This window comes from Mesorhizobium sp. WSM4310, assembly GCF_007003935.1.
GTDB lineage: Bacteria > Pseudomonadota > Alphaproteobacteria > Rhizobiales > Rhizobiaceae > Mesorhizobium.
The window spans coordinates 135,528-149,606 of the sequence record NZ_VFTA01000001.1 but is presented as its reverse complement, the minus strand read 5'-3'; the positions used below and the strand labels follow the sequence as shown (position 1 = coordinate 149,606).

Below are 14,079 nucleotides of genomic sequence, written 5' to 3'. Positions count from 1 at the left end.
CTCGTTCTTCAGGCGCCGTAGCTGCGCATCGTCTGGCGGTTGGTCTTGACCGCGCCGGCGGGATCGGCGGCGGCCGTTTCGGATTCCTCTTCGAGCACCAGCCAGCCGTTGAAACGCGGGGCGGCGCCGGCGATCTCGATAACCGCCGGCGTGTCGCAGACCCCCTTGCCCAGCATCGCCCAAGTGCCGTTGGCGTCGACGTCCTTCAAATGGATGTAGCGGATGCGATCGCGATAGGTGCGCAGCGTATCGGCCATGTCCTTGTGGCCGCGCAAGATATGACCGGTATCCGGCACCCAGCCGACCAGATCGCGGTCCAGCAAGGCAAAGATCCTGTCGTAGTCGGCGCGGTCGAACAGCAGCGTGTTGTGGTGCGAACTCGGATGCACCGCCACCTGGACACCGGCCTTGCGGCCAAGCTCGCCAGCCTTGTTGTAGACCTCCGCCGCGATGGCGAACTTGTCGCCGCGCGGCCCGTCGGACACCACGGTTGCCGACCCCATCGACACCAGCGCGCCGGGAAAGGTGGAAGCGAAGTCGATCCAGCGCTGCGCCGCCTCGAGGTCGGCGCCGATCTCCTCCTTGAGCGTGAAACCGCTCCTCGAGCCGAAGGCGAAGGAAACGAGCGTCAGGCCGGAGGATTTCAGCGCGGCGGCGAACTCCGACGGCCGGTCGGCGTAGCGGCCGATCATGGTGTCGGTGATCTCGATGCCGGAGTAACCGCCGTCGGCAATCGCCTTCAGGAGATCGTCGGGGCCACCGACAAAACGGTCGCCGAGCATTTCCCATGTAAAGGTCTGGCAGCCGACTTTGAGGTCTTTCACGTTCATCCTTTCAATCCTTGATACTGCTCATTACTTGATGCCATGCTGCGTCGCCGTGGGAAGGACATCCTATTTGACCGAGCCCGCGGTCATGCCGGCGAGGAAGTACCTCTGGGCAACGAGGTAGATCAGCAAGAGCGGTAGCGAGCCGAGCACGCTCATCGCCATCATCTGGTTCCATTCGAAGGCGTGCTGGCCCATCAACAGCTGGATGCCGATCGGGACGGTGCGCATGGACGTTGACTTCGTCAGCGTCAGCGCAAACAGAAATTCGTTCCAGCACAACAGGAAGGTGTAGACCGACGTCGCCACGATACCAGGCAGTGAAATCGGGACGATCACCCGCCAAAGCGCTGTCCAACTGGTGCCGCCATCGACAGCCACGGCTTCATCTAGATCGCGGGGCAAGGTGTTCAGATATCCCGTCATCAGCAGGATCGCGTATGGCAGTGTAAACACCAGGTAAGTCAGGATCAGTGCGACGTAGGTATCGAAAATACCGTATGAGACGACAAGCCCGAAGAAGGGGATCAAAAGTGTGATCGGCGGAATGGTCTGCGTGCTGATGATGAGCGTGTTCAGGCTGCCCTTGCCGCGGAAGTTGAAGCGGCTGAAGCCGTAGGCCGCCAGCAAGGCGATCACCACCGTCAGAACGGTCACCGCTCCCGCCACGAAATAGCTGTTGAAGAAGAAGCGCAGCTTTACCGGGTCGCCGAGGATGGCTGCATAGGCTTCCAGCGTGAATGCCTTTGGCAGAATGGTCGGTGGCAGGGCAAAGATTTCGGTGTTCGATTTGAACGAACTGTTCAGCATCCAGTAGATCGGGAATGCCGCGAAAAAGAGCCCCGCTGCAAGCGCTACATGGAGCGCGGCGGTGATCAGCCTGTCTTTCGGCGTATGCCTTTTCCTCATGGGACTACCGAGCCTTTTGATAGCGAATATAGAACAGCGTCAGGCCGAGAGAGATCAACAAGATGACCACAGCGCTCGCCGAAGCCTGCGACAGGTTGTAGCTCGAAAACGCCAGCTTGTACGTGTAGGTGCTGAGGACCTCGGTCGAGTAGATCGGGCCGCCGCCCGTCGTTATCCAGATCAACGGGAAGACCTGCATGGTCCAGATGAAGTCGAGCAGCGAGATGCTGATGATGATCGGCATCAGCTGCGGAATGGTGATGAAGATCAGCTTCTGGTAGGCTTTCGCCCCGTCGATATCGGCGGCCTCGTAGAAATCCTTGGGAATGCCCTGCAAACCCGCGAGCAGGCTGACCATGAAGAGCGGATAGCCCGCCCAGATATTGGCGAAGGTGACGGCGTGCAGCGCGGTCTCAGGCGAGGAAAACCACTCGACCTTGGAACCGATGATGCCGATTTGCATGAGAATGCTGTTCACGACACCGTTCGGCTCAAGCAGGAGGCGCCAGATCACGGCGATAATCACCGCGGTGAACAGCCAGGGCAGTATGTAAAGCACGCGCAGAATATTGCGCAGTGTCGGATTGATGCGGTCGTTGTTCAGCATCAGCGCGAAGACCATGCCGATGGTCATGTGGAAAATGACACTCATGCATGTGAAGTAGAGCGTGTGCCACAGCGACGCCCAGAACACGGGGTCGTCGAAGATCGCCTGGTAGTGTTTCAGTCCGGCAAAGGATGGGTCGCGACGCAGCACCGCGCTGTTCTGGAACGAATAGGTAATCACCGTCACCATCGGCAGCAGCATCAGAAGCCCGATTATGAGCAGCGAGGGCGACAGATAGAGGTAGGGTGCGACCGCTCGTTTCAGCTTGTGGTGGGAGCGCTTTTGCCGGGTCATGTGCCAACCTTGGGATACGCCTTCAAGAGAAGGTAAGCTTCGGAAATAGGTCCATCTAAAATTGCCGATCCGTTATTGCCGGGTGGCCCGAAGTCAGGCCACCCGGTAGAGACAGCAGACGGGAACGGGCCGATCAGAATTTCGCCGTCCAGCCCTTCTGAGCGGCGGCAGCGGCTTGTTCCGGAGACTGCTCGCCGGCGAGCATCTTCTGGGCTTGCACGTCGAACTGGGTCATCAGGTCTTCAGCGACCGGCAGACCCGTGAACTCATTGGCGAGATAGCCGGTCTTGAAGATTTCAAAAGCCTTGCCGAAAGCCTTGTCCGAGGTCACGAAATCGGGCTTGGCGTTGACGTTGCCTGGGAAGGCGTTTGCAAGCGACACGAGCTTGGCGTTCACCTTTTCACTCATCAGATATTGGACGAGTTTCCAGGCCTCTTCCTGATGTTTCGAAACAGCAGAGATGCCGATGCCCCAGGAGGCATAGGGAAGGCCGCGCTTGCCGGTATAGTTTTCCACGACCGGGACCGGGATGAGGTCGAAGTTCAGCTTGGGATTGCGCTTGCGGATGAGGTTCACATGCGCGAGCGAGTCGATCATCATTCCGACGCGGTCGTTGACGAATTCCTCGACCTTTTCCTGCTCGGTCTTGGTGGCGATGCCGGGCGAGATGGTGCCGGCGTCGTTGAGTGATTTGACGAAGGTGAGCATATCCACCACCGGTTTGCCCTCAAGGGCTGGCTTGCCGTTCGCCATCATCGACTGACCCGAAGCCCAAACCCATGACATCATGTCGTTCTGGACGCCGGATGGCGTTTGCAGCGACAGGGGCAGCACCCAGCCATACTGGTTCTTGTCGGCGTGCGTCATCTTCTTGGCGGCTTCGAGAAACTCGGCACGGGTCGACGGCAGCTTGGTCACGCCCGCCTGGGCGGCGAGGTCCAAATTCACGAAGACCGGATAGACGAAGGAAGCCACGGGAAACATCACCGCCTTGCCGTCCACCTTGATGATGTCCGCGACCTGGCTCTTGTCGAAACCGCTCGCATCCATCATCGGGTTCATGTCGGCGAGTGCGTTCTGCGCATTCAGATTGTTCACCCAGGCACCGTCGAGACCGACGACGTCGCTGAGCGTTCCAGTTGCAGCACCAACCGAGATCTGGTCTCGCGTGGTCGCGTAGGGGCCGCTGACCAGCGTCACCTTGATTCCGGGGTTTGCTGCCTCGAAGTCATCCATGATTGCCCTGAGCGAGCCAGCCGGCAATTCGGGCTCCCACCATTGGGTGAATTCCAGCGTCGTGTCCGCCGCCATGGCGCCGGTTGCGCCAAGCAACCATGCGGCCGCGGCTATTTTCAGCATCGCGGGTTTTATACGAAACATCATTTTCTCCTCCTTCTTTAGGATCGACCGCACAATGCGGCCGATCGTCTGGTTATTCAGAAGTCTTCTTATGCGGGCGCCTCACCCTCGCTCGCGGGTCTCGTCGCGGATATTCAGATCGCCAGATGCGTCTCGGGATCGAAGAAATGCAGCTTGGCGTCATCCAGGGCCAACCTGATTTCCGAGCCGGAACGGACTGTGCTGACCGGTTCGAATTTCGCCACCGCATTCGACGCCAGGCCGAAATCCTGCACCGCGTCAGGGTCGCCGGAGTCCACCCGGACCGCGTCGATGTTGAGATGGACGATGTGTTCGGATCCGAGTTCTTCGATCGAGGTCACCTTTGCCGGTATCGTCTGATATTTGCGGCCGGATTCGAGGCTGCTGTCATAGAGATGCTCCGGTCGAATCCCGAACACGACCTTGCGCCCCGCATATGATCTCAAACCCGGCCTGCGCACGAAGGCCGCATCCTGCAGCCGGATGGTGAAGGCGCCGGCCATAAGCTCGTCGCCCGTCAGGGTCGCTTCGAAAAGGCTCATCGAAGGAGAGCCGATGAAGCCGGCAACGAAGGCGTTCACCGGTGATTCATAGAGCCTCTTGGGCGTGTCGACCTGCTGCAGCACGCCACCCTTCAACACCGCGACCCTGTCCCCCATCGTCATCGCTTCGGTCTGGTCGTGGGTCACGTATATGGTCGTGACGCCGAGCTGCTTTTGCAGGCTGGTGATTTCGGCGCGCATTTGCACGCGCAGTTTCGCGTCCAGATTGGAAAGGGGCTCGTCCATCAGAAAGGCGGCCGGCTCGCGAACCATGGCGCGGCCCATGGCAACCCTTTGACGCTGTCCGCCGGAAAGGTTGGCGGGTTTGCTGTCCAGCAAAGACGTCAGCTGGAGGGTCTTGGCGATCTCGTCCACGCGCTTCTTGCGTTCGGCCTTGGGCTTGCCTGCCAGCCGCATCGAAAAGGCGATGTTTTCGAACACGGTCATATGCGGGTAGAGCGCGTAGCTCTGGAAGACCATCGCGATGTCGCGGTCCTTGGGCGGCATGTCGACGACGTCGGTACCGCCGATCCGAAGGCTGCCGCTGGTGATGTCCTCCAATCCCGCGATCATTCGCAACGCGGTGGATTTGCCGCAGCCGGACGGCCCGACGAGAATCAGGAACTCGCCGTCCTCGACCGACAGGTTCAATTGGTCGATTGCGCGAAAATTGTTCCCGTAGGTTTTGCAAATATTCTCAAGAATGACTTCTGCCATCTTCCTCCCTCCACAAGTCTAAGCCGATGATTTTGTTATTCTCCTTGGCTTATTTCCACCTGTGAAAATGTTTCCTCGGATCGTTTCAGGCTATGTTCCGGTATCGAGTTCCGCATATTTCAGTTCGACTGCCGACGGCGCGTTCGCCGATGCCAGGAGTTCCGTGACCCGGTCATTCGTCGGAAGCGCCTCGCGCCCGCCACGCCCCGTTATCGAAAGGGCCGCCGCCGCGGCAGCGAATGCCACCCGGCCTGCGGTGTCGGCCCCGCGCGTCAATGCATGGGCATAGGCGCCGTGAAAGCAGTCACCGGCGCCGGTCGAGTCGACGACGGCAACCCGGTGCGGCGGCAGGTGCCAGAGCCGTGTCTCTTCACGCCCGCGATAGTACACGCCCCTGCCGCCATCGGTCAGAACAACGGCGGCCCGCGACGGCAACCATAATGCATCGAGCATCTCGGCAGGCGATCGGCATCCCGTGGCAGTCCGCGCAAAGCCGAGCGGAAGAATGAGATGGTCGCAGAGCGCAATCAGCCGATCCGTGGCTGGGCCGCTGCTCCATTCGATATCGCCGAGGATCGCAAGGCCGAGATCGCGAGCCCGGGCCACGACATCCAGCGACCGGATCGCATAACCATCGACGATCAGGACGGTCGCGCGGCTGAGGACTTCATCCGGAAAGTCCAGCGCGGTGCCCAGCATCGCTTCATCGTCATACGCGATGAACCGCTCCCCATCCGAGCCGACGGTGATCCGCGAGCGCACCGGGCGCGCATCCGGGTGGCGCGGCGCGAATGCCGTTTCAACGCCGCTCGCAACGAGATCGCACAGCACCGCGTCGTCCGCGGCACTGCCCAGCCATCCGACGAACCCGGCGGCTCCGCCGAGCCGCGCGACGGTGGCAAGGGCCGTCGCGACATTGCCCCCGAAAGTTCGGGCACTTTGCAGAACCTTCCCCTTGCCCGCCGACAACGGCTGATCGACATAGACGATGTCGTCGATCGCAATAGCACCGAAGCCGAGGATTGAGGGAACGGTGGGCATCGCTCAGGCCGCCCCCGCTCTCGCCAAGGCGTCTTGCGCCGAAAGGCCGTCATGGATGACGCCCCGAAAGGCAAGCGCTGCCTTCTGAGGATCGCCATGCCCCCAGAGATTGCGGCCCACCACGGCCCCGCGCGCGCCGGCACGGATGGCGTCCGCCGTCTGCTGAAGCGCGCCGAGCAGCGTATCGGTCTTCGGCCCACCCGCGATCACAACCGGCACCGGGCAGGTTCGCACGGTCTCTTGGAACGACTCGAAATCGCCCGTGTAGCCGATCTTGATCACGTCGACGCCGGACTCGTAGCCGATGCGCGCCGCATAGGCGATCTCGTCGGGGGTGAAGACGATCTTTGCCCCGTCGGTGAAATCGCGAGGATAAATATGCGCCACCACCGGCATACCATAGCGGGCCGCCGCATTCACCGAATCGGTCAGCCAGCGAATGTATTTGCCCTCGGTCGCGCCGCGCACCGGAATGGCCACGGCCAACGCATCGGCGCCAGCGCGCACCGCATCCTCGGGCGTTGCAATCAGTTCACTGATGCGATCGTCTGGGGTGAAGCAGCCGGCCTGGATCACCAGCGAAGCCTTGCCCGCATATTGCGGCCACAGATGGCGCGCGGTGCCGGGCTGGATGCTGACGTAGTCGGGTTTGCCCAACATGACGCGTGCAAGCGCGCCCGGCAGATCGGCAAGGCCGCCTTTGCGCACGTCGCCATAGCCGACAAAGTGGTCGACCGCGCCGCCAAAAAGATTCCCCGATGAATGTGAGAAGAGGCGCGCGAGGCGCACCTTGGTTCCGAGGCTCATGAGTCCAAAACTCTCCAATCGATTGATTTCAAAATCCCGGACCCAGTGTTTGCGAAAGAAATGACAAATGCAATCTTTCGAAATCTTTCGAATTCGCGTATTTTTGGTAGAGTGAACCGAGGCCAGGGCGATCGCATGGCGCATGGAGGCAAGGACAAGGCAATGTTGTCAGAGCAGAGACGCCAATCGATCCTGGGTGAAGTCCAACGCAGCGGACAGGTTCGCATCAAGGACCTGTCAGACGGTTTTGGCGTGTCGGAAGTCACGGTGCGCTCCGACCTCGAGATACTGGACCGCAAGGGACTGCTGACCAAGACCCGTGGAGGAGCGGTGACCCGGACCACAGATTCGACCACGGCCGCGTTCGCCCGGCGGATGCAAACGAACCTCGATGCAAAGAAACGCATCGCCCGGGCAGCGGTGGAACTGTTCGAGGACAACCAATCGGTCATCTTCGACGGCGGCTCGACACTGATGCAGGTTGCCATGCTGTTACCGCCACTCAGCAATGTCGTGGTCGCGGCCACGGCGATGAATATCGTGCAGCATCTGATGCATCGGCCCGGGCTCGACGTTCACATGATCGGTGGCCGGGTCTATCCAGACACGGTGAGCACGCTGATCACCGATGCCGACACGGCTCTCGGCGGCTTGGTGGCGCATCAGGTCTTTGTTGGAGCGCATGCGATTGACTCGTCACTGGATGTGGTCGACGTGAACGAAGACATGGCGCGGACGAAGCGAAACCTCGTGCGCATGGCCCGGCGCGTTGTCCTCCTTGCGGATTCAAGCAAATGGGGTGTCAGCGGGACCTCCAAGGCATTTTCGCTGTCGAGCGTCGATGTTGTGATCACCGACGATGGCCTGTCCGGCCCGATACGCAGCCAGCTTGATAGGACCGGGGCCAAGGTGATCTATTCCTGACCGCGTCGCGGTCCCTGGCCGCGACGGAAATATCCAATGCGCTCATGGCCCACGGAATCCGCATCGGCGCCCGGCCGTTTTTTCCGGTCTGTCATTTTCTCCTCCTCGGGCTGGCAGCCTCCCGACGTTGCGCCAGCATTTTCGCATGATCTATAAAAATTTTACGCGCGTCAATATTTAAAATGTTGTATAGCGCTCTTCCACCACGATCCGTTGCCGGTGCAGCGGATCCGGGAGAGCATGAGCCTAGTGAGAGGACCGACCAGAAATGCAGGCAAGATCAAAGGCGAAGCTGGGAATTGGCGTCATCGGATGCGGCAACATCTCGATGACCTACCTGCGCAATGCCGCCATTTTCGGTGGAATCGAACTGAGCGCCTGCGCCGATATCTCCGCCGACATGGCGGCGTTGCGGGCCAAGGAATATGGCATCCGGGCACTCGGTGTCGATGCGCTGCTGGCCGACCCCGAGATCGATCTGGTCCTGAACCTGACCATTCCCGCCGCGCATTTCGACATTTCGTTTTCAGCCCTTTCGGCGGGAAAACACGTCTTCACCGAAAAGCCGCTGGCCACGTCGGCCAGCGACGGGCGCCGGCTGGTGGCGGAGGCGGCCAAGCGCGGCGTGCTGCTGGGCTCCGCCCCCGATACCTTCCTCGGTGCCGCCGGACGCCGCGCGCGCCGCCTGATGGACGAGGGCGCCATCGGTCGTCCGGTCACCGGCACTGCCTTCATGATGGGGCGTGGCATGGAGCACTGGCACCCCAACCCGCAATTCTACTATCAGCCGGGCGGCGGCCCGGTGTTCGACATGGGTCCCTATTACCTGACCATGCTGGTCAATCTACTCGGCCCGGTCGGGCGCGTCATGGCGATGGCGACACGCGGCCAGCAGGAACGCCTGATCACGGCCGAAGGGCCGTTCAAGAACACGACATTCGAGGTCGGGACGCCGACCAACGTGATGTCCCTGCTCGAATTCCGCTCGGGCGCCACCGTTACCTTCGGCGCCTCATGGGACGTCTTCAAGCATTCCAACCATCCGATCGAATTGCACGGCACGGAAGGCTCGCTGCGCCTGCCCGATCCCGACACGTTCGGCGGCACCGTCTCGCTGTCCGAACGTGGCGCGCAGTGGAAGGATTTCGCCAGCGAAAACGAGTTCTACGGCGCCCGCAACTGGCCCTATGCGGCGCCTGATCGTGCCAATTACCGCATGCTCGGCGTCGCCGATCTGGTGCGTTCGCTGAAGACAGGCGCCGCACCCCGTGCGTCCGGCAATCTGGCGCTGCATGTGCTGGAGATCATGGAGGCCGTTCTGCACTCCGGCGAAACGAAAAGTTCCGTCGCCATCACCGGCGATGTCGTCCAGCCGGCGCTGTTGACCGAGGAGGAGGCAAGCAGCCTCCTCGCCTAGAACGGTTCGCCTTTTCGCGGAAACGGCGAACCGCCCTATCTCTTGTATTCACGCAATTCCCAAGGAAAAACCGCCGTACACTTTCCTGGAATTGCTTTCGATGGAGATGGCGATGACGCTTGACCCTGATGCTTTGCACGTCCTTGAAATGGGCCGTGCGGCCGGCGGCGAGCCTTTCGAAGACGGTAGCGTGGCGGCGGCTCGGGCCGCCTATAACGCTTCGTTCCCGACACAGCAGGGCGAACACGAGCCAGTGGCGGCGACCTTGCGGCAAGAGATCGATGGGCCGAACGGCCCGGTCACGATCCGCATCCATCGCGGCATCGGCGCGCCGCGCACCGGGGCGCGCGCCGTGCTCTATCTGCATGGCGGCGGCTGGGTCATAGGCAACCTCTCCTCGCATGACGAGATTTGCCGATGGCTGGCCAATCTGGGCAACGCCGTCGTGGTCTACCCCGATTACCGACTGGCGCCGGAGCATAAATTTCCCGCCGGGCTCGAGGATTGCACGGCAGCGCTCCGCTTCATGGCGCAGAATGCCGGCGCGCTCGGCGTCGACCCGGCCCGTATCGCCGTTGCCGGTGACAGCGCCGGCGGCAACCTTGCCGCCGTTCTGGCGTTGCTTGCCCGCGACGGGCTGGCGCCGCCGCTTGCCGCGCAGGTCCTGATCTATCCCAACACCGACGCCCGCCAGACGGCGGACAGCTATCGGCGTTTCGGCGACGGCTTCGGGCTCACCGCCGCCACCATGGCCTGGTTCCGCGACCACTATGTGCGGAGGCCGGACGACATCACGGACTGGCGCGTCTCGCCGCTGCTGGCATCAAGCCTTGCCGGCGCGGCACCTGCATTCGTCGTGATCGCCGGCCACGACATTCTTGCCGACGAAGGCACGGCCTATGCCGAGCGTCTGCGGATCGAAGGCGTGCCTCTGATCCTGCGGCCCTGGCCGGGTCAGATCCACGGCTTCGTCTCGATGGGCCGCCATATACTGGCGGCGCGGCAGGCGGTGAGCGAGGCGGCCGCCTGGCTGCAATTGCAGACGCGTGTTCAGGCAGACTGACGCATCACCAGCGTCGCACCGAGCTTGACGTTGCGTGCCGGACCCTGGCCGGGTGAATCGGCCTCATCCAGCAAGGCCAGCAGGATCTCGACGCTGCGGCCGGCCATGGCGGCGAAATCCTGCGCCATGGTGGTCAGCGCCGGACAGGTGTAACGGCTCAGCGGATGATCGTCATGGGCGGCGACACGGAAATCGCAATCGGCCCGGCGGCCAATCTTCAGCCCGCGCGAGAAGGCCGCCGCCATGACGCCGAAAGCGAGGCGGTCATTGGCGCACAGCAGCGTGCGCGCCGGCAGGCCGCCTGTCTCGAGCGTCCTGTCCATCCATTCATGGCCGATGCGCTCAAAATCCCAGCTGTAATCGCCCGCCGCCTTAAGCACGACGGGTTCCAGTCCGGCGGACCGCATCGTGTCGATATAGCTCTGCAGGCGCTCGCCGGAATTGTGGTTGACGTGCGGAATGTCGACATAGGCCGGCGGTTCGCCGGACCGGCAGAGATAGTCGACGATGGTCGAGGTGCTCTGGTGGTTGTCGTTGCCGACGAAAGGCGTGTCGCCCTCGATATAGGTGTCGAAATAGACGATCGGAATGTCCTTGCTCATGCGCTCGAAGACGCCGGGTTCGGAGACCAACCCCAGCGGAGCGACGATGGCGCCGGCGACCTTCAGCGACATCAGCGTGCTGACCGATTCAGCCTCGAGCTTCGGCGAACCGTGCGAGGAGATGACGATCGGCCAGAAACCTTCGTCGCGGCAGCGCAACTCGATGCGGCTGACCATTTCGGCATAGAACGGATCGGTGAGCGCTGGCACGACGATGCCGACATTGCGGGTGCGCTTGCGGTTGAGATTGCGCGCGAAAACGTTCGGCTGATAGTCCGAGGATCGCAGCGCCGCCTCGATGCGCGCCCGCGTCGCCGGCTTAACGCTGGCCGGATCGTCGAAATACTTCGACAGGGTCGGCCGCGACACGCCTGACGCCCTGGCGAAATCATCCATCGTGCGGTGGGTCTTCTCCGCCATCGATTTTTCCACCCCCTTGCCCGCGCCCGCCAACCTTCCCGGTCGGGCCAGAATCAGTCTTGCGGCCGTTGCCGTGTGGCAGCATTGCTTGACCGAATTTGTTCAGTCAAATTTTTGCGTTTCCAGTACAACCCAAAAGAGTTGCGCGCGTCAAATTCTTTATTGACGCTCCTAAAGCTGCAACTTAGGTTTTGAACCGCACGGACATGACGAAAGGCGCTCGGCAACCGGCCGCCAACCATCCGGCAATGGTGAGGACATGAAGAAACTGGTTTGCGCCGGCGAGATCCTGGTCGAGATCATGGCCGAGCGGATCGGTCAGAGTTTCCTTGCCCCCGGCCCGCTCGTCGGCCCGTTTCCATCTGGCGCGCCGGCGATCTTCATCGACCAGGCGGCTCGGCTCGGCCAGCCGGCTGGCCTGATCGCGGCCGTTGGCGACGACGATTTCGGTCATTTGAACATCGAGCGCCTGCGCGCCGACGGGGCCGACATCTCGGCCATCAAGGTCCATCGGGGTGCCGCCACGGGCTCCGCCTTCGTCACCTATGAAACCGACGGCAGCCGGCACTTCGTCTACAACATCAAGCACAGTGCCGCCGGCCTGATCGAGATCGACGCCGAGGCGCGCGCGCTGCTGGCCGGCGCCGACCATTTTCACGTCATGGGCACGTCGCTGTTCTCGCCAGAAGTGATCGAGGTGGCGCGCAGCGGGATCGAGACGGTCAAGGCGCGCGGCGGCACGGTGTCCTTCGACCCCAACATCCGCAAGGAGATGCTGGATTTGCCGGGCATGCGCGACGCCTTGCATTTCGTGCTGTCGAAGACCGATGTCTTCCTGCCGAGCGGGCCGGAACTGTTCATCTTCGCCAGGGCGACCGACGAGGAGAGCGCGGTGCGCGAAATGCTGGACCGCGGTATCTCCGCCGTGGTCATCAAGAAAGGCGCGCAAGGCGCCGTTCACTACGACAAGACCGGACGCACCGCGTCACCCGGCTTCGTCGTCGACGAAATCGACCCGACCGGCGCCGGCGACTGCTTTGCCGCGGCCTTCGTTTCCTTCTGGCTGCGCGGAGAGGCGCCCGAAAAGGCACTGCGCGTCGCCAATGGCTGCGGCGCGCTGGCGGTGACCAAGAAGGGACCGATGGAGGGCATCGCCTCGCTTGCCGCCGTCGAGGCCTTCCTCCCGACCGCCAAGACCGGAACACCGGCATGAGCCAGGCGACGGACAGGCTGGCTGCCATCGCGGCGCGCCGTGCGGCCGGCGAACGCTGCGGCATCGCCTCGGTCTGCTCGGCCCATCCGCTGGTCATCGAAGCGGCGCTGCGCCACGGCAAGGCGCGCGGCGCCGACGTGCTGATCGAGGCCACCTGCAACCAGGTGAACCACGAAGGCGGCTACACCGGCATGACACCGGCGGATTTCCGCCGCTTCGTGGAGGCGATCGCCGGCAGGATCGGCTTTTCCCTCGACAGGCTGGTGCTCGGCGGCGATCATCTCGGCCCCAATCCGTGGAAGCATCTGCCGGCGCCCGAGGCCATGGCCAAGGCTTCGCGCATGGTCGACGCCTATGCCGAGGCTGGTTTCACCAAGATCCATCTCGACGCCAGCATGGGCTGCGCCGGCGAAGGTGTCGCACCGCCCGTTGCGACGATCGCCGCGCGCGCCGCCGAACTGGCCGAGGTGGCGGAGGCCGCGGCCGAAGGAGCGGGCGGCCCCAAGCCTGTCTATGTCATCGGCACGGAGGTGCCGGTGCCAGGCGGCGCGCTGGAGGCGATGGACCATCTGGCGGTGACGACGCCCGAGGCGGCACGAGAGACGGTGCGTATCCACCGCGATGCCTTCAGCCAGCGAGGCCTCGACCAGGCCTTCTCGCGGGCGCTCGGCGTCGTCGTGCAGCCGGGTGTCGAATTCGGCAATGCCGAGGTGATCAGCTATAAACCGGAACGCGCCCGTGCATTGGCCGGCACGTTGCGGGATCTGCCGCAATTCGTCTTCGAGGCGCATTCGACCGACTACCAGCCGGTCTCGGCACTGACCGCGCTGGTCGACGACGGCTTCGCCATCCTCAAGGTCGGGCCGTGGCTGACCTTCGCGCTGCGCGAAGCCTTTTATGGCCTGAGCCATATCGCCGACATTCTGGCTCCCGACCCGGCGCGCGAAGGACTGCCGGCAGCGATGGAACGCGTCATGCTGGCGGCGCCGGGCAATTGGAAGAACTACTATCACGGCTCGGAGGCCGAACAGCGCATCGAACGCCATTTCTCCTACAGCGACCGCATCCGCTACTATTGGCCCGCCCCGGCAGCCCGGCAGGCCACCGACGCGCTGATGCAGGCGATCGGCGACCGCGACATCCCCCCGCCCCTCATCAGCCAGCATCTCGGCCGCCTGAACAGCATGGTGGCGAACGGGTCGGTCGCGCCAAAAGCCGAGGCGTTGCTGATCGCCAGCGTGACAGAGGTTCTCGACATCTACGGCAGCGCAACCGGCTGATCCGACGGTTACGGCTTCGTTGGCACGACCAGCGC

General features: G+C 62.7%; 13 protein-coding genes. 5 read left to right on the top strand and 8 right to left on the bottom strand.

The annotated features are described in order from the left end of the window. Positions 1–8: 8 nt before the first annotated feature. The 7 genes from FJV80_RS00705 to FJV80_RS00675 all read right to left on the bottom strand — a co-directional run bounded on the left by FJV80_RS00705 (position 9) and on the right by FJV80_RS00675 (position 7,125). The gene (locus FJV80_RS00705; protein ID WP_095771203.1) at positions 9–830 is read right to left on the bottom strand and encodes a sugar phosphate isomerase/epimerase; all 822 of its coding nucleotides are present in this window, start codon (positions 828–830) and stop codon (positions 9–11) included. Positions 831–893: 63 nt separating this feature from the next. Beyond that, positions 894–1,736: a carbohydrate ABC transporter permease gene (locus FJV80_RS00700; protein ID WP_095771204.1), complete on the bottom strand. Its 843-nt coding sequence runs from the start codon at positions 1,734–1,736 to the stop codon at positions 894–896. Between the two features lie 4 nt (positions 1,737–1,740). Beyond that, entirely contained in the window at positions 1,741–2,637 is an 897-nt protein-coding gene (locus FJV80_RS00695) for a sugar ABC transporter permease (protein ID WP_142875294.1), read from the bottom strand. 133 nt (positions 2,638–2,770) lie between these two features. Next, the gene (locus tag FJV80_RS00690) at positions 2,771–4,021 is read right to left on the bottom strand and encodes a sugar ABC transporter substrate-binding protein (RefSeq protein WP_142875293.1); all 1,251 of its coding nucleotides are present in this window, start codon (positions 4,019–4,021) and stop codon (positions 2,771–2,773) included. Positions 4,022–4,131: 110 nt separating this feature from the next. Beyond that, entirely contained in the window at positions 4,132–5,277 is a 1,146-nt protein-coding gene (locus tag FJV80_RS00685) for an ABC transporter ATP-binding protein (RefSeq protein WP_095791201.1), read from the bottom strand. A gap of 90 nt (positions 5,278–5,367) precedes the next feature. Further along, positions 5,368–6,318: a PfkB family carbohydrate kinase gene (locus FJV80_RS00680; RefSeq protein WP_142875292.1), complete on the bottom strand. Its 951-nt coding sequence runs from the start codon at positions 6,316–6,318 to the stop codon at positions 5,368–5,370. A gap of 3 nt (positions 6,319–6,321) precedes the next feature. Continuing rightward, the gene (locus tag FJV80_RS00675; protein ID WP_142875513.1) at positions 6,322–7,125 is read right to left on the bottom strand and encodes a class I fructose-bisphosphate aldolase; all 804 of its coding nucleotides are present in this window, start codon (positions 7,123–7,125) and stop codon (positions 6,322–6,324) included. A gap of 162 nt (positions 7,126–7,287) precedes the next feature. Between FJV80_RS00675 and FJV80_RS00670 the strand changes: the two genes are divergently transcribed. The 3 genes from FJV80_RS00670 to FJV80_RS00660 all read left to right on the top strand — a co-directional run bounded on the left by FJV80_RS00670 (position 7,288) and on the right by FJV80_RS00660 (position 10,529). Further along, positions 7,288–8,049, top strand: a complete 762-nt coding sequence (locus FJV80_RS00670; RefSeq protein WP_142875512.1) for a DeoR/GlpR family DNA-binding transcription regulator — start codon at positions 7,288–7,290, stop codon at positions 8,047–8,049. Positions 8,050–8,317: 268 nt separating this feature from the next. Further along, entirely contained in the window at positions 8,318–9,466 is a 1,149-nt protein-coding gene (locus tag FJV80_RS00665; protein ID WP_142875291.1) for a Gfo/Idh/MocA family oxidoreductase, read from the top strand. Positions 9,467–9,578: 112 nt separating this feature from the next. Continuing rightward, entirely contained in the window at positions 9,579–10,529 is a 951-nt protein-coding gene (locus FJV80_RS00660; RefSeq protein WP_142875290.1) for an alpha/beta hydrolase, read from the top strand. On the opposite strand, the gene FJV80_RS00655 is transcribed toward FJV80_RS00660, so the two are convergent. After that, positions 10,517–11,551 (bottom strand): LacI family DNA-binding transcriptional regulator, encoded by a 1,035-nt coding sequence (locus FJV80_RS00655; RefSeq protein ID WP_095771211.1) that lies wholly within the window; start codon positions 11,549–11,551, stop codon positions 10,517–10,519. The genes FJV80_RS00660 and FJV80_RS00655 overlap by 13 nt on opposite strands. Positions 11,552–11,810: 259 nt before the next feature. Here FJV80_RS00655 and FJV80_RS00650 point away from each other — a divergent pair, with 259 nt between their 5' ends. After that, positions 11,811–12,764, top strand: a complete 954-nt coding sequence (locus FJV80_RS00650) for a sugar kinase (protein ID WP_142875289.1) — start codon at positions 11,811–11,813, stop codon at positions 12,762–12,764. Continuing rightward, positions 12,761–14,044: a D-tagatose-bisphosphate aldolase, class II, non-catalytic subunit gene (locus FJV80_RS00645; protein ID WP_142875288.1), complete on the top strand. Its 1,284-nt coding sequence runs from the start codon at positions 12,761–12,763 to the stop codon at positions 14,042–14,044. The genes FJV80_RS00650 and FJV80_RS00645 overlap by 4 nt, the downstream gene beginning before the upstream one ends. Positions 14,045–14,079: the final 35 nt, after the last annotated feature.